Genomic DNA, 22633 nt, shown 5'->3' with positions numbered 1-22633 from the left:
GCTCGGCCGCGGGTCGACGCAGTTGGCTGTGGGGACCTGTGGTCAGACGGGGACGGCGCGACCGACGACGTGCGGTGCACCCGACTTCGGGTTGGCCAGCGTGAAGCGCTGCTGGTCACCCTCGGCGTCGGCGTGGAAGCGGACGGTCGTCGGCAGCAGCACCGGGGTCTTGAAGGCGACCTCGACGCGCACGGCCTCGGGCAGCCGGTTCTCCAGCGCCGCGACGCAGCGGGCCTTGCTCCACATGCCGTGCGCGATCTGGCGCGGGAAGCCGAACGCCTTCGCGGTGGCGGCGTACAGGTGGATGGGGTTGCGGTCGCCGCTGACCGACGCGTAGCGCCGGCCCAGGTCGCCGTTCAGGCGCCAGTCGGCGCCGCCCTCGTCGACCGCGGTGAGCTCCATGCCGGCGCCGGCGGCCTCGTCACCGCGTCCGCGGCGGAGGTACGTCGAGACCTCGTCCCACACGACCTCGCCGCCGGAGCGGACCTCGGTCAGCATGTCGAAGACCCGTCCCTTGGCGTGGCCCCGGAGGTTCGCCGCCCGCACGCTCACGTCGTACGTCTCCTGCGCCGTGGTGGCGCGGTGCTGCGTGATCGTGTTCTCGAGGTGCACCATCCCCATCGCGGGGAACGGGAACGACGCGTCGGTCAGCATCGTCATGTGCAGCGGGAACGCCAGCATGTGCAGGTAGGGCAGCGGCAGCGTGTCCTTGCGCGGGAAGCCGCACACCGAGGCGTACGCCGCGACGTGGGCGGGGTCGATCGCCACGCCCTTGCGCACCAGCTCGAGGTCGGGGAGGTCGCTGCCCCGGGCCTTCCTCAGCCCGGGGAGCGAGCCCACGCCGGGCAGCGCGGGCAGCGCGGCCTTGAGCATCAGCGGCAGGGAGCCCGGGGCGCCGTCGAGGACGCGGGTCTCGGTCATGGTGCGCTCACGCCCCCAGCATCATCTGGCCGCAGACGCGGACGACGTTGCCGTTGACGGCGGTGGAGGCGGGGTTGGCGTACCACGCGATGGTCTCGGCGACGTCGACCGGCAGACCGCCCTGCTGCATGGCGTTGAGTCGACGACCCACCTCGCGGGTCATCAGCGGCACGGCGGCGGTCATCTTGGTCTCGATGAAGCCGGGCGCCACCGCGTTGATGGTGATGCCGTTGGAGACCACCGGGGCGAGCGCGTCGACGAGACCGATGACGCCGGCCTTCGAGGCGGCGTAGTTGGTCTGGCCCACGTTGCCGGCGATGCCGGCGATGGAGGCGACACCGATGATGCGGCCGTTGGCGTTGACCACGCCCTCCTCGAGCAGGGTGCGGGTGATCCGCTCGGGGGCGGTGAGGTTGACGGCGATGGCGGAGCCGAAGACGTCGTCCTTCATGTTCTGCAGCTTCTTGTCGCGCGTGATGCCGGCGTTGTGCACCACGATGTCGACGCCCTCGTGGTTGGTCTGCAGGTAGTGCGCGATGCGCGCCGGGGCGTCCTTGGCGGTGATGTCGAGGGTCAGCAGGTCGCCGTCGATGTCCTTTATGACGGCGCTGAGCTCCTCGGCGGCCTGCGGCACGTCGACGCCGACCACGGTCGCGCCGTCGCGGTGCAGCACGCGCGCGATCTGCTCGCCGATGCCGCGGCTCGCGCCGGTGACGAGCGCGGTCTTGCCGGCCAGCGGGCGGGCCCAGTCGACCTCGGCGTCGGTCGACTTCTCGCCGACGGCGCCGATGCGGACGACCTGGCCCGAGACGTAGGCCGACTTGGGGGAGAGGAGGAACGCGAGGGTGGAGGACACCGCCTCTTCGGCCCCCTCGGCGACGTACACGAGCTGCACGGTGGTGCCGCGGCCGGCCTCCTTGCCCAGGGAGCGGGTGAAGCCCTCGAGGGCGCGCTGCGCGATGCGCTCGCTGCCGTTCTCGACGGTCTCCGGCGGGGTGCCGACCACGATGATGCGTGCGCACTCCGAGAGGCTGCGCAGCTTGGGGGTGAAGAAGTGCTGGAGCTCGACGAGCTGCTCGGAGTCGGTCAGGCCGGTGGCGTCGAAGATCAGGCCCTTGTACTTCTCGCCGTCCTGGGTGGTCTCGGTCGAGGAGATCTCCAGGGAGTCGAGGGTCGGGGCCAGCGAGGCGCGCAGGCGGCCCTCGCCGCCGATCACGACGGTGCCGGTGACGAGCGGGTCGCCGGGGGTGTAGCGCTCGAGCTCGACGGGGTTCGGCAGGCCCAGGTTCTTGGCCAGCAGCTGGCCGACGGGGGACTGGATCAGGGACTGGTAACGGTCGCTCATCGCGAGGGTCTCCTCCGGGGCGCGCGGCGGGTCGGCCGCGCATCGACTGGGTGGTACTCAACGGTAACTTTGTGTGTAACTCCGAGTCCACTTTCGTGATCTGAGCCTCATTCCGTGCCGCCGGAGGCGTCCGGGCGGCACGATGGGCACCGTCGGTGACTCGTGAGTAACCTTGGACGAGCCTAGCCGTGCGTCCCCGGCGGCAAACGCGTTCTCGGCCAACGTGCCCGTGACGTGCCCCTCCGGCGCCCGCGACCAGCCCGCGATCCGTACCGACAGCCCCACCGGGCCGTCCACCCCGACGCCCGAACCCGACCCACAGGAGTCCTCGTGCAGGCCAAGACCCGCCGCGTCGCCGTCATCGGCGGCAACCGCATCCCGTTCGCCCGGTCGAACACCGTCTACGCCGACGCCTCCAACCAGGAGATGCTCACTGCGGCCATCGACGGCCTGGTGACGCGCTACGGCCTCGAGGGCGAGCGCGTCGGCGAGGTCGTCGCCGGAGCCGTGCTCAAGCACTCGCGCGACTTCAACCTGACCCGGGAGTCCGTGCTCGGCAGCAAGCTGTCGCCCGAGTCGCCGGCGTACGACGTGCAGCAGGCCTGCGCGACCGGTGTCCAGGCCGCCATGACCGTGGCGGGCAAGATCGCCCTGGGCCAGATCGAGGTCGGCATCGCCGGTGGCACCGACACCACCTCCGACGCCCCGATCGCGCTCAACGAGAAGCTGCGCAAGATCCTGCTCGAGGCCAACCGCTCGCGCACCACCCAGGGCCGCATCGCCGCCCTGGCCAAGATCCGGCCCCAGCACCTCGCGCCGTCGATCCCGCAGAACAGCGAGCCCCGCACCAAGATGTCGATGGGCGAGCACGCCGCGCTGACGGCGCTGGAGTGGAAGGTCAAGCGCGAGGACCAGGACGCCCTCGCGGTCGCCTCCCACCACAACCTCGCGGCGGCGTACGACCGGGGCTTCCAGGACGACCTCGTCACGCCGTTCCGCGGCCTCGAGCGCGACCAGAACCTGCGCGCCGACTCCTCGGTCGAGAAGCTCTCGACCCTCAAGCCGGTCTTCGGCAAGGGCGAGACCGCCACCATGACCGCGGCGAACTCCACCCCGCTCACCGACGGCGCCTCGGTCGTGCTGCTCTGCTCGGAGGAGTACGCCGAGGCGCGTGGCTGGGAGCCGCTGGCGTTCATCACCGAGTACGAGACCGCAGCGGTCGACTTCGTGCACGGCGGCGAGGGCCTGCTCATGGCGCCGGCCTACGCCATGCCGCGCATGCTCGACCGCGCCGGCCTGGGGCTGGGCGACTTCGACTTCTACGAGGTCCACGAGGCCTTCGCCTCGCAGGTGCTCGCCACGCTGGCGGCCTGGGAGGACCCGGTGTTCTGCAAGGCGCGCCTGGGTCTCGACGGCCCGCTGGGCTCGATCCCGCGCGAGAAGCTCAACGTGAACGGCTCCTCGCTCGCGGCCGGCCACCCCTTCGCCGCCACCGGCGGCCGGATCATCGCCAACGCTGCCAAGCTGCTGGCCGAGAAGGGATCCGGCCGGGCCGTGATCTCGGTCTGCGCCGCCGGCGGCCAGGGTGCCGTCGCCATCCTCGAGCGCTGACCCCCATCCGCCCGCGGGCGGGCATGTAACGCGGGGTTAGGGACGCCTCACAAGGGTCACAACCCGTGCGAGGCGTCCACAACCCTCGGTCGGATGGCTCGACTGGCCCCCGAGCACCCCGCCGAGCAGGGGGTCGTGGCCGGCGCGCAACGCTCAGTCGTCGTACGACGCGAGCCGCTCGCGCAACCACGTCGTCGTACCGGCCGGCAGGTACTTCAGCTTCGGCCGGCCCGCCAGCGGCGCGACCAGCAGCGCCGCGTCCTCGGGCAGCGACCACTTGATCTCGTGGTAGACCCGCGAGAGCGAGTCGTCACTGACCACGAAGCAGAGGTCGTCGGCCACGACGCGGACCTCCTGCCACGGGCCGGGCAGGTCGTCCTCGACCCGCGCGCCCGTCCAGGCGATGAAGACCGTCACCCGTCGGTACGCCGTACCAGGGCGAGCGACGAGGCCACCAGCTGCGCCTTCACCAGCTGGGCGTCGAGCGAGGCGATGACCGGCACGCCCGGCGTCTCCTCGCGCACCATCACGCCGAGCCGCGCCAGCTGCAACCCGCCGAGCCCGAGGGCGTAGAGCACGTTGGAGACCTGGTCGACGTCGTCGACGGCGAAGTCGCCGGAGGCGTTGCCGGCCTCGATGACCTCGGTGACGCACTTGAGGCAGTCCGTCATGCCGCGCCCGAGGCGGTAGAGCGCCGACGAGCTCAGCTCGTCGAGGATCGCGGGCCCCATGCGCAGGACCGTGACGCCGCAGTCGACGAAGGCGGGGTACTCCAGCCCGAAGTCGACGAACGCCTCGGTGATCGCGCTCAGCCGCGCATCGGGTGCCGAGCTCGCGGCGCGGGCGTCGGTCTCACGCAGCCGCGACTCGAGGTCCTGCAGGTAGTCGACGAGGGTGAGCGCGAAGAGCTCCTCCTTGCCGGTGAAGTGCCGGTAGATGATCGCCCGGTTGATGCCGACCGCCTTCGCGACGTCCTCGATCTGGGCGTCGCGCACCCCGCTGGCGTCGAACAGCTCGCGGGTGGCAGCGATGATCGCGGCCTCGCGCTGGCGCCGCCGGTCGGCGGGGGAGCGCTTGGGCCGGGCCTCCGCGGTCGGGGCGGGGGCGGGCCGGGCGGACGTCTCAGCCATGGCCCCAGTGTAACTCACGTGTAACTCCGAGTTGCAGTCCGACGGGCCGCTGCACGGGACGCCCGCTCAGAACCCCCAGCGCTCGCGGTAGCCCCGCAGGACCGTGAGGTACGCCGACAGTCCCCACGTCTGCGCCATCCGCTCGGCGGCGTCGGCCGCCCGGGCCGCACCGGCGCGGTCGCCGACGGTGTGGCGGGCCAGCGCCACGAACCCGTCGACCGGCCCCAGCGGCAGCACGGCCCCGGCCACCGTCATCCCGCCCGCGTAGGGCTCGAGCACCTCCAGCGCGTGACGCGCCACCGCCACGTCGCCGGCCACGGCGGCTGCCTCGGCCTCCATGGACCAGTCCGACAGCGTCGACCAGTACTCGTCGTCCTCCCACGGGATCGGGTAGTCCGCCAGCCACGACCGCACGTCCTCCGGGGTGCCGGCACGGGCGGTCGCGAGGTGCACCAGGACGGCCATCCCGCCGGTCTGCCGCTGCGCGTCGTGGAGCATCGGCAGCACGCCGGCGAGCTGCTCGGGGTCGAAGAGTGCCGCGGTGGTGGCCGCGGCCGGGGCCTGCGCCTCCTGCATCGGGATCGCCACCAGTGGCGCGATCTCGGTCAGCTCGGCGAGGTGGCCGGCGACCAGGTCGGTCTGCCCGCGCAACGCGGCCAGGCTCAGCCGGATCCAGAGCGCCGTCAGCGTCACGTAGTGCAGCCGCAGCGCCCGCGAGCGCGTCTCGGCCTGCTCCAGCGCTGGCTCGAAGGTGTCCCGGTCCCCGCGCTCGAGGGCCTCGAGCGCGCGCCGCACCCAGAAGACCGCCTCGGACGCCCGGTCGGAAGTGCCCGCGAGCGCCTCGAGCCCGATCGCCGTCCACCGCTCGCGCTCGGCCAGCTGCGCCGGGGTCCAGGAGGCGAGCCACGCGGTCGACGCCGCCCACGCCACCACGTCGGGCCGACCGCTCGCGTGCGCCGAGGCCATGCCGGCCTCCACGAGCGCGTGCCGCTCGGCCCGTGAGTGCGGTGCGTAGTAGAGCTCCATCGCCAGGGCCAGCTGGAGGCGGCTGCGGGTCACGTGGTCGGCATCAGCGACGTGCGCCAGCGCCCACCGCAGGTCCTCGACGGCGTCCTCGAAGACCTGGTCGACCTCGTGCGGCGTCCACACGCAGTAGGTCGTCATCGCGGCGGCCGCGACCCCGACCCGTTCCGGGTCGCCGAGCGACCGGCCGAGGCTGATGGCCTCGAACGCCGCGGCCTCGACCTCCGGCCAGAGCGCGGCGTGGGCGGCGTCGGTGGCCAGCTCGAGGAGGAGGTCGAAGCGGGCGTGGTCGTCGGCGTCGGTCGCCCGGGCGAGCGCCGTCACGGCCGCGCGGCGCAGCTCCATCGCCTCCCGGTACGACGTGAGCCGGCGGGCCTGGTCTGCTGCCTCACGGGCCGCGCGCCAGGCCCGGTCGGCGTGGCTGGCGCCGGCGGCCAGCCAGTGCCGGGCGCGCTCGGCGACCAGCCGGTCGGGGTCGTCGAGCACGACGGCCCCGGGCTGCTCGAGCACGCGGGCGACCTGGGCGTGGCGGCGGGCGGCCCGGGTCGCGCTCAGCGACCCGTAGACCGTCTCCCGGGTCAGCGCGTGGGCGAACGCGTACTCCTCCGCTCCGGTCTCGCGGACCAGTCCGGCCAGCAGGGCGGCCTCCAGGTCGTCGGCCGCGAGGTCGGCGTCGAGGTCGGCGGCGGCCGCGACCGTCGGCAGGCGGAAGGTGCGCCCCACCACGGCGGCGGTGCGCAGCGTCTCGATGACGCGCTCGGGCAGGTCGGCCATGCGCCGGGCGACCACGTCGCGCACCGACGCCGGCACGCCGTCCTCGTCGCCCTGACGACCCAGCCGGGCCAGCTCGACGAGGAAGTAGGGGTTGCCGGCCGCACGCTCGTGCCACGACGTCGCCAACGCCGTCGGGAGGTCGTCACCGGCGATGGCGCGCACCAGCTCCGCGGACGCCGTCGGGTCCAGCCCGTCGAGGTCGAGACGCACGCCGTGCCGGCGCGCCACCGCCTCCGAGACCGTCGCCAGCGCCCCGGTGGGCTCGGGGTGGGCCCGACGGGTCAGCAGGATCGCCAGCGGGAGGTCCTCGTCGAGGGAGCCGACGACGTGGGCCAGGGCCCGCAGCGAGGCGTCGTCGGCCCAGTGCAGGTCCTCCAGCACCACCAGGGTCGGCCGGTCGGTGCCACGGCTGAGCGCGGTGCGCACGGATTCCGCGACGAGGAACGCCCGCTGCGCGGCCCCGGCGCCGGCGGCCTCGTGTCCGGCCCCAAACGCGGCGGCCCGGTCCTCGGTGTCGGTCGCGGTGTCGGTGGCGGCGCCGGACACGGTGGGGCCCGCGGCGGCCAGGCCGGCCAGCACGCTGCGCCACGGCCACAACGGAGGCGCCCCGTCGTCGCCGGCGCACCGTCCCACCGCGACCGTCATGCCGCGCCCGCGTGCCGCGGCGATCGCCGCGGACGCCAGCCAGCTCTTGCCGATGCCGGGCTCCCCGACCAGCTGCGCCACCGACAGGCGGCCCGCGGCGGCCTGCGCCAGCAGCCGGCCCACCTCGACCAGCTCGACCTGACGGCCGACCGACACGACGGTGGCGCCGCCGACCGCGCCGACCGCGACGGGCGCGGTGCCACGCGCGTCACCGGTCGGGTCCGCGCCGGTCGGGTCCGCGCCAGGCGCCTGCTCGACGGGCGGGCCCTCGTCGGCCGGGCGGTCGGGGGCGACGGCACCGGCCGGACGTGCCCGGGGCAGCACCAGGTGCAGCGTCTCGTCCTGCCGCAGCACCGCCGTCTCGACCGCGCGGACCTCGGCGCCGGGGTCCAGGCCCAGCTCGTCGGCCAGCAGGGTCCGCACCCGTCGTACGGCGTCGAGGGCGTCCGCCTGCCGCCCCGATCGTGCCAGCGCCAGCGCGTGGAGCGCCCAGAGCCGCTCGCGGAGGTCCTGGCGCGCGGTCGCGGGCTCGGTCACGGCCAGCACCCCGGCGGGCTCGCCCAGCGCCAGCAGCCCGAGCAGCCGGGCCTCCTCGGCCGTCGCGCGGACCTGGGCCAGGGCGGCTCGCTCGGCGGTGACGGTCGGGTGGTCGGGCAGGTCGGCGTACGGCTCCCCGTGCCAGGCGGCGAGGGCCGCGTCGAGGCGGTCGACGGTGGCCAGCACGTCCCCGCGGTTGGGCCAGCCCGCCGTCGTACCGCCGGTGAGCTGGCTGCCGAGGGGGGCGAGCAGCCGGTCGCAGGCCCGGGTCTCGTCGGCGAAGGCATGGGCGTCGACGTGGTGGGCGTCGACGCGGAGGACGTAGCCGTGGTCGGTGGTCTCGATGACCGCACCGGCGCCCCACGCGGCACGGTCGGGCTCGAGAGCCTTCCGCAGCCCCGACAGGTAGGCGTGCAGGGCGCCGTGCGCGGCCCGCGGAGGGCTGCCGCCCCAGACCAGGTCGGCCAGGGTGTCGGCGGCGACCGGGCGGCCGGGCGTCATCGCCAGCGCGGCCACGATCGATCGAGGCTTGCGCGCCCCGAGGTCCAGCGGCGCGCCCTCCACCGTCGCGCGGACCTGCCCCAGGACCTGGATGTGCACGGGCTCAATCTACGGCTCAAGTCGGTCACAAGTCCGTCGCGGCAGCCTGGTTCCTGTGGTCGCGCCGACGACCCCGCCGACCCCGCCGACCCCGCCGACCCGCACCGATCCGAAGGAGAGAATCCGATGAGCACCCCCACCACCGCCCGGCCCCAGATCTGCCTGCCTGGTCAGGCGCACGTGGCCGAGGGCCCGCACGACCAGACCGGCATGTACCTCATGCACCACGCCTTCCGCCGCGACCTCGCCGCCTTCGAGGAGGCGGTGCGCCAGACGCCGCTGCACGGCGACGGGACCTGGCGCCTGCTGCAGCGGCGGTGGGACCGGTTCGTCGAGGTGCTGCACCACCACCACGAGGCGGAGGACGCGCACATCTGGCCGGTGATGCTGGCCCAGGTGAGCGGCGAGGACCGCAGGGTCCTCGAGGCCATGGAGGCCGAGCACGGGTCCATCGACCCGGCCCTGGAGGCGTGCACGAACGCGTTCGCCGAGATGGCCGCGCACCCGTGCGCCGACCACCGCAACGCGCTGGACGTCCGGGTCACCTCCGTGCGGGCCCTGCTCGCCGACCACCTGCGCCACGAGGAGACCGAGGCGCTGCCGCTGCTGCAGCGCACGTTCAGCGTCGAGCAGAACACGTCGATGGAGAAGGCGATCAGCACGGCGTACCCGCCGCGGCTCGTGCCCTTCCTGGTGCCGTGGGTCATCCACGGCGTGCCCGACGAGGTCGCCGTCCCGTTCCTGCGCGAGTCCGGGCGGGTGTACGCCGTGCTCCTGCGCGTGCTGCGTCCGCGGTTCGCCCGCGCCGAGCGGCGGGTCTTCCGCCACGTGTGAGGGGTCAGGCCTTCACGAGGCGGCCGAGGGCGAAGCGGGCGAGCGGGAGGTAGCCGGCGACCACCGGGAGCAGGCCGGTCACCCGCAGCCACGTGCTGCCGTCGGCCTCGACGCCGTGGACGAGGTGCATCCGGACCAGCCCGACCGGGCCGAGCCTGACCCGCCAGGCCCAGGTGCGGGCGTCGTCGTCGACGTCCTCGACGACGAAGCGGACCCCCGGTCCGACGACCGGGCGGACCGTGCCGGACAGGCCGGCCCGCAGGGTGGTGCCGCCGGCGTCGACCCGGCGGATCTGCGGCGCCCACTCGGTCCAGCGGCGCACGTCGGCGTACCGGTCCCAGACCTCGTCGGCGGTGGCGGTGCCTCGGGCGCGGATCGTCAGGGTCGTCACGTCGTCAGGCTACGGACCGCCCGTGCGTCGTCCCGGTCGTCCCGGTCGTCCCCGTCGTCCCCGTGGTGCCCGTCGTCGGATGCCTGCCCGGGCGGCGGGCAGACTGGCACGGTGACTGGATCTGTGGCTGAGAGGGCGGGCGCGCGCGCCGGCATCGTCGTGACCGGCACCGAGGTGCTGACCGGGCGCGTCACCGACCGCAACGGCCCCTGGCTGGCCGAGCAGCTGCGGCTCGCCGGCGTCGACATCGCGCACGTGGTCGTGGTCGGCGACCGGCCCGAGGACCTGACCCGGTCGTTGGAGTTCCTCGCAACCTCCGGGATGGACCTCGTGATCACCTCCGGGGGCCTGGGCCCGACCGCCGACGACCTGACCGCGGAGGTCGTGGCGCAGGCGCAGGGACGCCCGGCGCGGCTGGACACCGACCTCGAGTCGCGGGTCGGCGGCATCGTCGAGTCGCTCTCGCGCGGTCGCGGCTGGCGCACCGACCCGGAGGCGACCGCGGCCGGCGTCCGCAAGCAGGCGATGGTGCCCGAGGGGGCGACGGTGCTCGAGCCGGTGGGCACCGCGCCGGGGCTCGTCGTACCCGTGGCCGAGGGGCGCAGCGGCCCGCCGGTGGTCGTGCTACCCGGTCCGCCGAGCGAGCTGCAGCCGATGTGGCCCGACGCGTTCGGGACGGCCGTCGTGCAGGAGGCGCTGCGTGGCGCGGTCGAGCTGCGGCAGAGCACCGTGCGGATGTGGGGCGTGCCGGAGTCGCAGCTCTCCGCGACCATGCGCGGGCTCGACCTCGCCGACCTCGAGGTCACCACCTGCCTGCGCGACGGCGAGCTGGAGATCGTGACGCGCTACGGGCCGTCGTCGCAGGAGGCGTACGACGCCTTCGTCGCCGGCCTGGTCGACGAGCACGGTGAGCGCGTCTACTCGCCCGACGGGCGGACGGTCGACGACCTGGTGGCCGACACGCTGCTGGAGCGTGGGTGGACGATCGCGACCGCGGAGTCGTGCACGGCCGGGCTGCTCGCGGGTCGGCTGACCGAGCGGGCGGGCTCGTCGGCGTACGTCTTGGGAGGGCTGGTCGTCTACTCCAACCAGGCCAAGCACGACCTGGCGGGCGTCGACAGCGCATTGATCGAGCGTGTCGGTGCCGTCAGCGAGGAGGTCGCCGAGGCGCTGGCCGCCGGCGCGCGCGAGCGGCTCGGCACCGACGTCGGCGTCGGGATCACCGGGGTCGCCGGGCCTGGGGGAGGGACGGCGGAGAAGCCGGTCGGCACCGTGCACTTCTGTGTCTCGACGGCGACCGACTCGGTGGCGCGGCGGGTACAGGTGCCGGGGGACCGGGCCGCGGTGCGGCAGCGCTCGACCACGATCGCGCTCCACCTCGTGCGCGAGCTGCTCGCACGGGCCGGCTCCGACGGCTGACAAGGGCGGGACTACCCCTCCGAGGACGCCGATCCGGCGAGGAACGCCTGCACGCCTGCGATCGTGTCGACCTCCGTCAGGGGCTTGTCGTCGCGGTAGCGCAGCACGCGCGCGAAGCGCAGCGCCACGCCACCGGGGTAGCGGGTCGAGCGCTGCACCCCGTCGAAGGCGATCTCGACGACCTGCTCGGGCCGGACGAAGACCACGTGGTCCTCGCGGTGGGTCTCGAGGGACAGGAACCGCTCGGTCTGCCAGGCCAGCATCTCGTCGGTCATGCCCTTGAAGGTCTTGCCGAGCATGACGAAGCCGTCTCCGTCACGGGCGCCGAGGTGGATGTTCGACAGGGTGCCGCGGCGCCGGCCGCTGCCCCACTCCACGCCGAGCACCACGAGGTCGAGGGTGTGCCGCGGCTTCACCTTCACCCACCCCGACCCGCGCCGGCCGGCGTCGTACGGCGCGTCCAGCCGCTTCACGACCACGCCCTCCTGGCCCTCGCCGACGACCCGGTCGAAGAACGCCTGCGCCTCCTCGACCGACTCCGTCACCAGCCGCGCCGCACGGAACTCCTCCGGCACGGTCGCGTCCAGCCGGTCGAGGCGGTCCGCGGTCGCCGCCTCCAGCATCGAGTCGGACCCGTGCAGCAGCAGGTCGAAGAAGAAGGGACGTACGCCGCGCGCCGGCTCTGCCCCGACGGACTCACGGGTCTGGGTGGAGGTCGTCGAGGCCGTCTCCTGGAAGGGCCGGGGTCGGCCGTCCTCGTCGACGGTCAGCGCCTCGCCGTCGAGGATCAGGTCGGTGGCCTCCAGCGAGCGCGCGACCGCCACCACCTCGGGCAGCCGGGACCCGATCTCGTCGAGGCTGCGGGTGAAGACGCTGACGTCGTCGCCCTGCTTGTGCACCTGGATGCGGATGCCGTCGAGCTTGGTGTCGACCGCGAAGGCGCCGCCGACCTTCTCCACCGCACCAGTCACGTCGGGCGCCGAGCCGGCGAGCATCGGGCGCACCGGTCGCCCGACGACCATCGTGAAGGCCTCCAACGCCTCCGCGCCGCCGAAGAGTGCGGCCCGCGCGACCGGACCGGTCGGCGCGCTGAACATCGCGGCGCGTCGTACGGCCTTGGCGGGCAGGCCGGCGGCCTGGGCGATCGCGTCGAGCATCACCGAGTCGAGCGCGCCCTGGCGCACGTTGCCGGTCATGAGGGCGCGGAGGTAGTCCTGCTCGGGCGCGGTCAGCGCTCCGAACAGCGAGGCCACCTCGTCGCGGCGACGGCCGGCCGACCCCGGACCCTCGAGCCGGCTGATCGCCTCCAGGCGCGCGTCGACCTCGGCGACCGTCAGGCTCGGGTCGGACGCCGGCTCGGGCAGCGAGGCCAGCCCGCGGTAGCCGACCCCGGTGCGGCGCTGGCGCAGCGTGCCCGAGAGGTACGTCGCCACCAGGTCGACCGTGTCCTCGCCGCTGCCGGACGCGTCGTCGCTCCCGGGCAGCTCCGCGGAGGCCGACGGCCCGAAGGGCGCCGCCGCCTCCGTGAGCAGCGCGGCGATCAGGTCGCGCTTGGCCAGCCGGGACGACGTGGCGCTGACCTCGGAGGAGACGGAGACGAGTCGGGCGAGCAGCATGCGGTCCATTGTGTCCGGGCCCACCGACATACTCTGCGGCCATGACGCCAGGGACCTCAGGGACGGGCTCCGAGGCGCCGCTCACCCGTGAGTGGCGCCCGGACTGGCCCTGCCCGGTCGCGGCCGTGCTGTCCACCCACCGGCGCGGAGGCGCGGACCCCACCTTCCGCCGCGCCGCCGACGGCTCGATCTGGCGCGGCATCCGCACGCCCGAGGGCGCCACCAGCCTGCGGATCGCGGCCCGCCCGGCGGCCGGGGTCGTCGACGCCACCGCCTGGGGCCCCGGCTCCGCGTGGGTGCTCGACCAGCTGCCCCGGATGCTCGGCGCCGAGGACGACCCGACCGGGTTCGAGCCGCCCGCCCCGCTCGTCGACGCCTGGCGCCGGCACTCGAGCTGGCGGCTCGGCGCGACCGACCTCGTGATGGAGGCGCTGGTGCCGGCGATCATCGAGCAGAAGGTCACTGGCCAGGAGGCGTTCTCCGGGTTCCGCCAGCTCGTCCACCGGTACGGCGAGCGCGCGCCGGGCCCCCCGAGCGAGCCGGACCCCGCCGTACGCCTGTGGCTGCAGCCGACCCCGAAGCAGCTGCGGATGATCCCGTCCTGGGACTGGCTGCGCGTCCACATCGACATCGGGCGGTCCCGGCCCCTGGTCGGCGCCGCCCGGGTCGCGACCGCCCTCGAGCGCGCCGGGACGCTGGGGCCGGTCGAGTTCGACCGACGGCTGCGCACCCTGCCCGGCATCGGCGTGTGGACCAGCGCCGAGGTCCGCTCGCGCGCGCTCGGCGACGCCGACTCGGTCAGCTTCGGCGACTACCACGTCGCCGCCAACATCGGCTGGGTGCTGACGGGGGAGCCGGTCGACGACGCCGAGCTCGCCGTCCTCCTCGAGCCGTACGCCGGCCACCGCCACCGCGTCCAACGCCTGGTGGAGCTGGCCGGACTGCGCCGACCCCGCCACGGCGCCCGCATGTCACCTCGAACCCACCTCCCCGGGAGCATCCGATGACCTCGACCACGACGACCAGCCCGACCTCCGCGGAGGTGCGCGAGCAGGCCGAGGCCCACCTGCGGGCCCTCGTCGGGCGCGACGACGCGGTGCTGCGGGAGGACCAGTGGACCGCGATCGAGGCGCTCGCGGTCGGGCGGCGGCGCGCCCTCGTCGTGCAGCGCACCGGCTGGGGCAAGTCGGCGGTCTACTTCGTGGCCACCGCGCTGCTGCGCGCCCAGGGCGGGGGGCCGACCGTCATCGTCAGCCCGCTGCTGGCCCTGATGCGCAACCAGATCGCCGCGGCCGAGCGCGCCGGCATCCGCGCTGCCACCATCAACTCGACCAACATCGAGCAGTGGCAGCCGATCCAGGACGCGGTCAACGCCGGCGAGATCGACGTGCTGCTGGTCAGCCCGGAGCGGCTCAACAACCCCGGCTTCCGCGACGAGGTGCTGCCCGCGCTGACCCGCGCCACCGGCCTGCTGGTGGTCGACGAGGCCCACTGCATCTCCGACTGGGGCCACGACTTCCGGCCCGACTACCGCCGCATCCGCACGCTGCTCGACGAGCTGCCCGACGGCATCCCGGTGCTCGCCACCACCGCCACGGCCAACGCCCGCGTGACGAACGACGTCGCCGAGCAGCTCGGGGGTCTCGGCCCTTCGACGGGCTCAGGACACCGCAAGGTCGACCGGCGCGGTGCCCCGCAGCCGGAGGTCTCGACGAGCTCGACCGACGAGGTCGTCGTGCTGCGCGGCTCGCTGGACCGGGAGTCGCTCCGGCTCGGGGTGCTCACGCTGCCCGTCCCCGAGATGCGCCTGGCGTGGTTGGCCGAGCACCTCGGCGACCTGCCGGGCAGCGGCATCATCTACTGCCTCACGGTGGCCGCGACCCAGGAGGTCGCCGAGCACCTGCGCAAGCACGGCCACACCGTCGCGGCGTACTCCGGGCAGACCGAGACCACCGAGCGGCAGGCCCTGGAGCAGGACCTGATCGACGGACGGGTGAAGGCGCTGGTGGCGACCAGCGCGTTGGGGATGGGCTTCGACGCCAGCCTCGGCTTCGTCATCAACCTCGGGGCGCCGGCGTCGCCGGTGGCCTACTACCAGCAGGTCGGTCGTGCCGGCCGTGGCACGACCCAGGCCACCGTCGTCCTCATGCCGCAGCGCGAGGACCGCGACATCTGGGCCTACTTCGCCTCGCTCGCGTTCCCGCCGGAGTCCGTGGTCCGTCAGACCATCGGCGCGCTGGAGGCGCACGGCGGCGCGATGTCGACGGCGGCGCTCGAGACGCAGGTCGAGCTGAGCCGCAACCGGCTCGAGACCATGCTCAAGGTGCTCGACGTCGACGGTGCCGTGCAGCGGGTCCGCGGCGGTTGGGTCTCGACCGGTCAGCCGTGGAGCTACGACGAGGAGCGCTACCGCCGCGTCGCCGAGGCCAGGGGGCGCGAGCGCGACGCGATGCTGGCCTACCTCGACACCGACCGCTGCCGCATGGAGTACCTCCGCGGCCAGCTCGACGACCCCGACGCCGCTCCGTGCGGACGCTGCGACAACTGCGGCGGGCTCGAGCTGCCGGGCGGCGTCTCGGACGCGTCGGTGGACAGCGCCCGGGCGCAGCTGAGCCGCCCTGGCGTCGCGATCGACCCGCGCAAGATGTGGCCGACCGCGCTCGACTCGATGGGGCTCGACCTCAAGGGCAAGATCAAGGCGCCCGCCTCCGAGGGCCGCGCGGTCGCCCGGCTGACCGACCTCGGCCACGGCCAGGCGCTGCGCGAGCTGTTCCGCGAGCCGGCCACCGACGGCCCCGTCCCGGTGCCGCTGGCGCGGGCGGTCGTCGAGGTGCTGGGGGACTGGAAGCCGAGCGTCGACGGCATCGTCCACGTCGGCTCGCTGCGCCGCCCGACCCTGACGCGCGACCTGGCCGAGGGGCTGTCGCGCTATCTGCAGGTGCCGCTGCTGGGGGAGTACGCCGTGGTCGACCCGTCGGTGCCCTCCGGCGCCGGGGCCGTCAACTCCGCCCAGCGGGTCAAGGCCGTCCACCGGCGCTTCCGTCTCGCCGTGGCCGACGGTCAGACGCTCGAGGGCCGCCGGGTGCTGCTCGTCGACGACCTCGTCGGCACCGGCTGGACCCTCACCATGGCGGCCCAGGACCTTCTCGCCGCCGGCGCCGCCGAGGTCCTCCCGCTCACCCTCGGCGTCGAAGGCTGAGAGTCCGAGCCACACCGGAGCCGGTGCGGCCTCCTGCGTCGGTGTCCTGCCAGGGCCTCCGTCATACGCCTGGACGGTTCTCGGGCCGAAAAACCGTCCAGGCGTATGACGAACGGTTCGAGGGGTGGCGAATCCGTGTCGGGCTCATCGCGCCGAGGTACGTTGATGCTTCAACTTCGGCCGTGACGGGCCGCACTCACTCGAGGAGAGTCCATGAACCTGAGCCACGCGCCCCTGCGCCTCGCCACCGGGGCGTTCATCCTGAACGCCGGTCTGGGCAAGCGGGGTCTTCCCGACGACGCGGCCGCGGGCCTGCAGGGCATGGCGACCAACGGCGTGCCCGCGCTCGGCAAGCTGAGCCCCAGGGCCTTCGGCCAGACGATCAGCACCGGCGAGATCGCTCTCGGCGCGGCGCTGCTCGCGCCCTTCGTGCCCTCGACCGTCGCGGGCGCGGGCCTGGCGGCCTTCGGCGGCGGGCTGGTGCAGATGTACCTCAACACCCCGGGCATGACGCAGGACGGCTCGCGCGTGCGCCCCAGCCAGGACGGGACGGCCATCGCCAAGGACATCTGGCTCGTGGGCGCCGGTCTCACGCTGCTCGTCTCGGGGCTCGCGTCGCGGAAGTCGGCCGACCGCGCCTGACCGCCGTCACAGAACCGAGGGAAAAGCACCGCTCCGGACCCGATAGGGGTGCTTTTCCCTCGGTTCTGCCGTGCTCGGGCCCGGTGCCGGGTCTCGACGACGGTTGCTGCGCACCCCGCTCCCTGGATCGAGCCGGTCGAGATCGACCACCGCTACAGCAGCGGGCGCAGGGGGACCAGGATGGTCTCGGTGAAGCGGGCGTAGACGTCGCGTGACTCCCACTCGGCCATGGTCAGCGGCAGCGAGTTGCCGAGGTCGGTCTCGAAGATCCGCTCCATCTCCTGCGCGAGCGACTGGTCGATGACCTCGACGTTGACCTCGTAGTTCCCGGTCATCGACAGCCGGTCGATGTTGGCGGTGCCGATGGTGGTCCAGTTGCCGTCGATGGTGGCGGTCTTGGCGTGCACCATGGCGTCGCGGAAGCGGTGGATCGAGACCCCGGCCTGCAGCATCCGCCGGAAGTAGCCGCGCGAGATCCAGTCGGCCACGATGTGGTTCGACTTCGCCGGCAGCAGCAGGCGTACGTCGACCCCGCGGTGGGAGGCGGCTACGAGGGCGTCGACGAACCCCTCGTCGGGGATGAAGTAGGCGTGGGTCATCCACACGTTGCGCTGCGCGCGGTTGACGGCCTCGAGGTACATCGCCCGGATCGGGAAGATCCACAGCCGGGGGATGTTGCGGTGCACCCGGATCCGCGGCTCCCACGTCCGGGGCGCCGACAGCAGCATCGGGGGCTCCCGGTGCCGGAAGCGGCGGTGGCGGTGCAGGTTCCAGAAGTCGGCGAACGCCCGCGTCAGGTCGGCCACCGCGGGACCGGTGATGCGGCAGTGCGTGTCGCGCCACTCGGTGGCGTAGGGGGTGCCGATGTTGTAGCCGCCCACGAAGCCGACCGTGTCGTCGACGACGAGGATCTTGCGGTGGTCGCGGCCGTAGCGGCGCAGGTCGAAGAAGCGCCAGCCGGCCGGGTAGACGGGGTAGGCCAGCACCCGCACGGGCGCCGGGAAGCGCTTGAACCCGGGCCGCACCACGAGGTTGGCGAAGGAGTCGTAGATGACCCGCACCTCGACGCCCCGCTCGGCGGCGTCGATGATCGCCTGCTTGAACCGCTGGCCGACCTCGTCGGCCTTCCAGATGTAGGTCTCGAGCAGGACCTGCCGCTGGGCGCCCTCGATCGCCGCGATCATGTCGTCGTACAGGTCCTGGCCGAAGGTGTACGTCGTCACCGCGCCGTCGCCGACCGGGACCTCCTCGGCGGCCCGGGTGGGGAACGGCTTGGGCTTCTTGCCGCGGCGCCGGTAGGAGTCCACGACGCTCATGAGCAGCGCCACCACGACGGGGATCCCGAAGGTGACGCCCACGAACCGCCTCGCCGCGCGCACGAGCGGGTGCTGCAGGTTGACGAGCGGGGTCCGGGGCTGCACCCCTGCATCCTTCCAGAGGGACCCGACCGCCCGGGCGCGGCGGCCGTGCGTCCGCTCCTCCCGTCCTGTCGGAGGGCGGACGTAGGGTCGACCCATGCGTCCTGTGACCGACCTGAAGCGCCGCGTGGCCCCGTTCGAGGTCATCTCCGACTACGTCCCCTCCGGCGACCAGCCGACCGCGATCGAGGACATCGAGAAGCGCATCCGCGGCGGTGAGGAGGACGTCGTCCTGCTCGGCGCCACGGGCACCGGCAAGACCGCCTCGGTGGCCTGGGCGGTCGAGCGGCTGCAGCGTCCGACGCTGGTCATGCAGCCCAACAAGACGCTCGCCGCGCAGTTCGCCAACGAGCTGCGCCAGCTGCTGCCCAACAACGCGGTGGAGTACTTCGTCTCCTACTACGACTACTACCAGCCCGAGGCCTACGTCCCGCAGACGGACACCTACATCGAGAAGGACTCCTCGATCAACGAGGAGGTCGAGCGGCTGCGGCACTCGGCGACCAACTCGCTGCTGACCCGCCGCGACGTCATCGTGGTCTCGACGGTGTCGTGCATCTACGGCCTCGGCACCCCGCAGGAGTACGTCGACCGCATGGTGCGTCTGCGCGTGGGCGACGAGGTCGACCGTGACGGCCTGCTGCGCCGGCTCGTCGAGATCCAGTACACCCGCAACGACCACGCCTTCACCCGCGGGACCTTCCGGGTCCGGGGCGACACCCTCGAGATCTTCCCGGTCTACGAGGAGCACCCGGTCCGCATCGAGATGTTCGGCGACGAGATCGAGAAGCTCATGTCGCTGCACCCGGTCACCGGCGAGGTGCTGACCGAGGACACCGAGCTCTACGTCTTCCCCGCCACCCACTACGTCGCCGGTCCCGAGCGCATGGAGCGGGCCATCAAGGGCATCGAGCTCGAGCTGGAGGACCGGCTCGCCGAGTTCGAGAAGCAGGGCAAGCTGCTCGAGGCGCAGCGCCTGAGGATGCGCACGACGTACGACGTCGAGATGATGCGCCAGGTCGGGTCCTGCGCCGGCATCGAGAACTACTCGATGCACATGGACGGCCGCTCGCGCGGCTCGGCCCCCAACACCCTGCTCGACTACTTCCCCGAGGACTTCCTGCTCGTCGTCGACGAGTCGCACGTCGCGGTGCCGCAGATCGGCGGCATGTACGAGGGCGACATGTCCCGCAAGCGCAACCTCGTCGACCACGGCTTCCGGCTGCCCAGCGCGATGGACAACCGGCCGCTGCGCTGGGAGGAGTTCCTCGAGCGCATCGGCCAGACGATCTACCTGTCGGCGACGCCGGGCAACTACGAGCTCGACAAGGTCGGGGGAGTCGGCAACGTCGTCGAGCAGATCATCCGCCCCACCGGCCTGATCGACCCCGAGGTCATCGTCAAGAGCACCAAGGGCCAGATCGACGACCTCATCGGCCAGATCCGCGACCGCACCGAGAAGAACGAGCGCGTCCTGGTCACCACGCTGACCAAGAAGATGTCGGAGGACCTGACCGACTACCTGCTCGAGGCCGGCATCCGCACCCGCTACCTCCACAGCGAGGTCGACACCCTGCGCCGTATCGAGCTGCTGCGCGAGCTGCGGCTGGGGGAGTACGACGTCCTCGTCGGCATCAACCTGCTCCGCGAGGGACTCGACCTGCCCGAGGTGTCGCTGGTCGCGATCCTCGACGCCGACAAGGAGGGCTTCCTCCGCTCGGACAAGTCCCTGATCCAGACCATCGGCCGTGCCGCACGCAACGTGTCCGGCCAGGTCATCATGTACGCCGACAAGGTCACCCCGTCGATGGAGAACGCCATCGAGGAGACCAACCGGCGCCGGGAGAAGCAGGTCGCCTACAACACCCTGCACGGCGTCGACCCGCAGCCGCTGCGCAAGAAGATCGCCGACATCACCGAGATGCTCGCCCGCGAGGACGAGTCGACCGAGCAGCTGCTCCAGACCTGGCAGCACCTCGACACCAAGTCGAAGAAGGCGCCGGTGCCGAACCTGGCGTCGACGGCCCGCAAGGACGACATCGCCGGCATGCCGTCCGGGGACCTGGCCGACCTCGTCCAGCAGCTCACCGACCAGATGCACTCGGCCGCCGCCGAGCTGCAGTTCGAGCTGGCGGCCCGCCTGCGCGACGAGATCTCCGAGCTCAAGCGCGAGCTGCGCCAGATGATCGAGGCCGGTGCGCGATGAGCGGGCGTGCGAGCGAGTTCCGTGAGGTGCAGGTGACCTTCGACTGCGCCGACCCCGAAGCGCTGTCGCTGTTCTGGGCCGACGTGCTCGGCTACCGCCTCGACCCGCCGCCGCCCGGCTTCGACTCCTGGGACGCGGCACTGGCGGCGTGGGGCGTGCCGGAGGAGCAGTGGAACGACAAGTCGGCCGTCAGCGACCCCGAGGGCCGTGGGCCGCGGCTGTTCTTCCAGAAGGTGCCCGAGCCGAAGACCGTCAAGAACCGGCTCCACCTCGACGTCCGGGCCGCTCCGGGCACCACCGGTGCCGAGCGCGAGGCCGCGCTGAACGCCGAGGCCGAGCGGCTCGTGGGCCTCGGTGCGCGCGTGGTCGAGCCCTTCCACGTCGACCCGATGGGGGCCGCCTTCATCGTCATGTCCGACCCCGAGGGCAACGAGTTCTGCCTCGACTGAACAGTGAGAGACTGACCCGGCTCCCCACGACTCGCCTCGTCGCCCGCACCGTCCCGGAAGGCCCTCATGAACGTTCCCACCTGGCTCTGGTGGACCACCATCGGTCTGACCGTCGCCATCCTGGCCTTCGACGTCCTCATCGTCGGCCGTCGCCCGCACGAGCCCTCCAAGCGCGAGCTCATCATCGCGCTGAGCACCTACATCGGCATGGCGCTCGTCTTCGGGCTCGGCATCCTCTACTTCTCGGGCGGCACCTACGCCACGGAGTTCTACGCCGGCTGGCTGACCGAGTACTCGCTGTCGGTCGACAACCTCTTCATCTTCATCATCATCATGGCCAAGCTCGGCGTGCCCCGGGAGTACCAGCAGGAAGCGCTGCTCATCGGCATCATCCTGGCGCTGGTCTTCCGCGGCCTCTTCATCGCCGCCGGTGCGGCGGTCATCGCCAACTTCAGCTGGGTCTTCTACCTCTTCGGCGCCTTCCTCATCTACACCGGCGCGAAGCTGGCCAAGGAAGGACCGGAGGACGAGGACGAGTACCAGGAGAACCGGTTCGTCACCTGGGTCCGCACCGTGCTGCCCCACACCGACGAGTACCGCGGCGGCAAGGTCTGGCTGCGCGAGAACGGCAAGTTCCTCTTCACCCCGATGTTCGCGGTGATCGTGGCGCTCGGCACCACCGACCTGCTGTTCGCCCTCGACAGCATCCCGGCCATCTTCGGCCTGACCCGTGAGCCCTACATCGTGCTGACGGCCAACATCTTCGCCCTCATGGGGCTGCGCCAGCTCTACTTCCTGCTCGGCAACCTGCTCGAGCGCCTGGTCTACCTCAGCTACGGCCTCGCCGTGCTGCTGAGCTTCATCGGCGTCAAGCTCATCCTGACCGCGATGCACGAGAACGAGCTGCCCTTCATCAACGGCGGCGAGCACATCGAGTGGGCTCCCACCATCCCGACCGTGGTCTCGCTCGGCGCCATCGTGGTCATCCTCGGCGTCACGACCGTCGCCAGCCTGATGTCGTCGAAGGACTCGCCCGCCGAGGAGCGCGACCGGCACACCGGCCCCCGCGGCCACTGATCTCCGGGTTCACCGGGTCACCCGGCTCACCCCGACGGCACGACCGCGTCCGGAGGCTCCCCCCAGGGGCACCCGGACGCGGTCGAGCCGGCGGGGTGGACCGAGGTGCGCGCGCCCGCACCCCGAGTCCCCGCGCGGCTAGTCGATGTCCTCGACGTACACGACCTCGCACCCGCTGAGGCGGTCCCGCTCGTCGACCCGCTCGGAGTAGGTGACCTGGTCGCGGTCGGGCCCGCAGCGGATGACGTCGACGACCCCGTCGTCGTCGGCGAGGATGGTGTCGCGCCCGGGCCCGGCCTCGGCGCGGTCGCGACCGGACCCGAGGCCCAGGGTGTCGGCCCCCAGACCGGTGATGATGACGTCGTCGCCGTCCTTGCCGAAGGCGCCGTCCCCGTCGCCCCCGCTGTCGAGCAGGTCCGGTCCGGGACCGCCGACGAGCTGGTCAGGTCCCTCCTCTCCGTAGAGGCGGTCCGCGCCGGGTCCCCCGAGACCCAGGTCGCCGACCCCGAACTGGTCGGTGCCCGGGCCGAGCCGGAGGACGTCGTCGCCGTACCCGCCCTCGACCTTGTCGGTGTCGGCACCCGCGAACACACGGTCGTCGCCGGCGAGCGCCTTGATCTCGTCGACGCGCGCGGTGCCGCGGAGCACGTCGTCGCCGCGCGTGCCGGTGATGTCGGCGGCCGCAGCCACTCCGACGACGCCGAGCGCCAGGGACGAGGCGAGGCCGGCGACGAGGGTGGTGCGCCGCGCCGTACGGCGGCGGTGGTGGGTGAGCTCTGCGAGGGGCATGGGTGGC

At 73.0% G+C, this 22633-nt stretch carries 18 protein-coding genes; 9 read left to right on the top strand and 9 right to left on the bottom strand.

What is annotated here, in order from left to right:
* Positions 1-42 precede the first annotated feature (42 nt).
* Positions 43-921, bottom strand: a complete 879-nt coding sequence (locus tag G7072_RS10615) for a MaoC/PaaZ C-terminal domain-containing protein (RefSeq protein ID WP_206063078.1) — start codon at positions 919-921, stop codon at positions 43-45.
* Between the two features lie 7 nt (positions 922-928).
* On the bottom strand, positions 929-2266 hold the full coding sequence (locus tag G7072_RS10610; RefSeq protein WP_166086163.1) for a 3-oxoacyl-ACP reductase: 1338 nt from the start codon (positions 2264-2266) through the stop codon (positions 929-931).
* Positions 2267-2596: 330 nt separating this feature from the next.
* On the opposite strand from G7072_RS10610, the gene G7072_RS10605 reads away from it, so the two are divergent.
* Positions 2597-3877 carry an acetyl-CoA C-acetyltransferase gene (locus G7072_RS10605; RefSeq protein WP_166086160.1) on the top strand — a complete coding sequence of 427 codons (1281 nt, stop codon included), beginning with the start codon at positions 2597-2599 and terminating at the stop codon, positions 3875-3877.
* 153 nt (positions 3878-4030) lie between these two features.
* Here the strand turns inward: G7072_RS10605 and G7072_RS10600 are convergent, their stop codons facing one another.
* The 3 genes from G7072_RS10600 to G7072_RS10590 form a co-directional block, all read right to left on the bottom strand.
* Positions 4031-4294: a hypothetical protein gene (locus G7072_RS10600; protein ID WP_166086158.1), complete on the bottom strand. Its 264-nt coding sequence runs from the start codon at positions 4292-4294 to the stop codon at positions 4031-4033.
* Positions 4291-5007, bottom strand: a complete 717-nt coding sequence (locus tag G7072_RS10595) for a TetR/AcrR family transcriptional regulator (RefSeq protein WP_166086156.1) — start codon at positions 5005-5007, stop codon at positions 4291-4293. The genes G7072_RS10600 and G7072_RS10595 overlap by 4 nt, the downstream gene beginning before the upstream one ends.
* A gap of 66 nt (positions 5008-5073) precedes the next feature.
* A complete protein-coding gene (locus G7072_RS10590; RefSeq protein WP_166086153.1) occupies positions 5074-8586 on the bottom strand; it encodes a BTAD domain-containing putative transcriptional regulator in 3513 nt (1170 codons plus the stop codon).
* Positions 8587-8712: 126 nt separating this feature from the next.
* Between G7072_RS10590 and G7072_RS10585 the strand changes: the two genes are divergently transcribed.
* The gene (locus G7072_RS10585; protein ID WP_166086151.1) at positions 8713-9420 is read left to right on the top strand and encodes a hemerythrin domain-containing protein; all 708 of its coding nucleotides are present in this window, start codon (positions 8713-8715) and stop codon (positions 9418-9420) included.
* A 4-nt stretch (positions 9421-9424) separates the two neighbouring features.
* Here the strand turns inward: G7072_RS10585 and G7072_RS10580 are convergent, their stop codons facing one another.
* On the bottom strand, positions 9425-9811 hold the full coding sequence (locus G7072_RS10580; RefSeq protein ID WP_166086149.1) for an SRPBCC family protein: 387 nt from the start codon (positions 9809-9811) through the stop codon (positions 9425-9427).
* Positions 9812-9922: 111 nt separating this feature from the next.
* Between G7072_RS10580 and G7072_RS10575 the strand changes: the two genes are divergently transcribed.
* Positions 9923-11230 carry a competence/damage-inducible protein A gene (locus G7072_RS10575; protein WP_240916873.1) on the top strand — a complete coding sequence of 436 codons (1308 nt, stop codon included), beginning with the start codon at positions 9923-9925 and terminating at the stop codon, positions 11228-11230.
* Between the two features lie 11 nt (positions 11231-11241).
* Here the strand turns inward: G7072_RS10575 and G7072_RS10570 are convergent, their stop codons facing one another.
* Positions 11242-12846 (bottom strand): ATP-dependent DNA ligase, encoded by a 1605-nt coding sequence (locus G7072_RS10570; RefSeq protein WP_166086147.1) that lies wholly within the window; start codon positions 12844-12846, stop codon positions 11242-11244.
* 41 nt (positions 12847-12887) lie between these two features.
* Between G7072_RS10570 and G7072_RS10565 the strand changes: the two genes are divergently transcribed.
* From G7072_RS10565 to G7072_RS10555, 3 genes are all read left to right on the top strand, one after another.
* Positions 12888-13853 carry a DNA-3-methyladenine glycosylase 2 family protein gene (locus G7072_RS10565; RefSeq protein ID WP_166086145.1) on the top strand — a complete coding sequence of 322 codons (966 nt, stop codon included), beginning with the start codon at positions 12888-12890 and terminating at the stop codon, positions 13851-13853.
* Positions 13850-16045, top strand: coding sequence for a DEAD/DEAH box helicase (locus G7072_RS10560; protein ID WP_166086143.1), 2196 nt, complete (start codon positions 13850-13852; stop codon positions 16043-16045). Before G7072_RS10565 ends, G7072_RS10560 begins: the two co-directional genes overlap by 4 nt.
* A gap of 213 nt (positions 16046-16258) precedes the next feature.
* Positions 16259-16687: a hypothetical protein gene (locus tag G7072_RS10555; RefSeq protein ID WP_166086141.1), complete on the top strand. Its 429-nt coding sequence runs from the start codon at positions 16259-16261 to the stop codon at positions 16685-16687.
* Positions 16688-16839: 152 nt separating this feature from the next.
* Here G7072_RS10555 and G7072_RS10550 read toward each other — a convergent pair whose 3' ends face one another.
* Positions 16840-18108 (bottom strand): phospholipase D-like domain-containing protein, encoded by a 1269-nt coding sequence (locus tag G7072_RS10550; RefSeq protein ID WP_240916872.1) that lies wholly within the window; start codon positions 18106-18108, stop codon positions 16840-16842.
* Positions 18109-18202: 94 nt separating this feature from the next.
* Between G7072_RS10550 and uvrB the strand changes: the two genes are divergently transcribed.
* The 3 genes from uvrB (at position 18203) to G7072_RS10535 (ending at position 21837) form a co-directional block, all read left to right on the top strand.
* Positions 18203-20311 (top strand): excinuclease ABC subunit UvrB, encoded by a 2109-nt coding sequence (gene uvrB / locus G7072_RS10545; protein ID WP_166086137.1) that lies wholly within the window; start codon positions 18203-18205, stop codon positions 20309-20311.
* Complete coding sequence (locus G7072_RS10540) at positions 20308-20760, top strand: VOC family protein (RefSeq protein ID WP_166086135.1); 453 nt, start codon at positions 20308-20310, stop codon at positions 20758-20760. The genes uvrB and G7072_RS10540 overlap by 4 nt, the downstream gene beginning before the upstream one ends.
* Before the next feature lie 66 nt (positions 20761-20826).
* Positions 20827-21837, top strand: coding sequence for a TerC family protein (locus G7072_RS10535; protein ID WP_166086133.1), 1011 nt, complete (start codon positions 20827-20829; stop codon positions 21835-21837).
* A 138-nt stretch (positions 21838-21975) separates the two neighbouring features.
* On the opposite strand, the gene G7072_RS10530 is transcribed toward G7072_RS10535, so the two are convergent.
* The gene (locus G7072_RS10530) at positions 21976-22626 is read right to left on the bottom strand and encodes a calcium-binding protein (protein ID WP_166086132.1); all 651 of its coding nucleotides are present in this window, start codon (positions 22624-22626) and stop codon (positions 21976-21978) included.
* Between the last annotated feature and the right edge of the window lie 7 nt (positions 22627-22633).

The sequence above is a fragment of the Nocardioides sp. HDW12B genome (assembly GCF_011299595.1).
In the GTDB taxonomy this organism is placed as follows: domain Bacteria; phylum Actinomycetota; class Actinomycetes; order Propionibacteriales; family Nocardioidaceae; genus Marmoricola_A.
This window is presented reverse-complemented; position numbering and strand designations above follow the sequence as displayed.

What these genes read in the sequence shown, in the direction of transcription:
- G7072_RS10615 (WP_206063078.1), bottom strand. Translation starts at nt 921, where the DNA reads ATGACCGAGACCCGCGTCCTCGACGGCGCCCCGGGCTCCCTGCCGCTG.
- G7072_RS10610 (WP_166086163.1), bottom strand. Translation starts at nt 2,266, where the DNA reads ATGAGCGACCGTTACCAGTCCCTGATCCAGTCCCCCGTCGGCCAGCTG.
- G7072_RS10595 (WP_166086156.1), bottom strand. Translation starts at nt 5,007, where the DNA reads ATGGCTGAGACGTCCGCCCGGCCCGCCCCCGCCCCGACCGCGGAGGCC.
- G7072_RS10585 (WP_166086151.1), top strand. Translation starts at nt 8,713, where the DNA reads ATGAGCACCCCCACCACCGCCCGGCCCCAGATCTGCCTGCCTGGTCAG.
- G7072_RS10570 (WP_166086147.1), bottom strand. Translation starts at nt 12,846, where the DNA reads ATGCTGCTCGCCCGACTCGTCTCCGTCTCCTCCGAGGTCAGCGCCACG.
- G7072_RS10565 (WP_166086145.1), top strand. Translation starts at nt 12,888, where the DNA reads ATGACGCCAGGGACCTCAGGGACGGGCTCCGAGGCGCCGCTCACCCGT.
- G7072_RS10560 (WP_166086143.1), top strand. Translation starts at nt 13,850, where the DNA reads ATGACCTCGACCACGACGACCAGCCCGACCTCCGCGGAGGTGCGCGAG.
- G7072_RS10555 (WP_166086141.1), top strand. Translation starts at nt 16,259, where the DNA reads ATGAACCTGAGCCACGCGCCCCTGCGCCTCGCCACCGGGGCGTTCATC.
- uvrB (WP_166086137.1), top strand. Translation starts at nt 18,203, where the DNA reads ATGCGTCCTGTGACCGACCTGAAGCGCCGCGTGGCCCCGTTCGAGGTC.
- G7072_RS10540 (WP_166086135.1), top strand. Translation starts at nt 20,308, where the DNA reads ATGAGCGGGCGTGCGAGCGAGTTCCGTGAGGTGCAGGTGACCTTCGAC.
- G7072_RS10535 (WP_166086133.1), top strand. Translation starts at nt 20,827, where the DNA reads ATGAACGTTCCCACCTGGCTCTGGTGGACCACCATCGGTCTGACCGTC.
- G7072_RS10530 (WP_166086132.1), bottom strand. Translation starts at nt 22,626, where the DNA reads ATGCCCCTCGCAGAGCTCACCCACCACCGCCGCCGTACGGCGCGGCGC.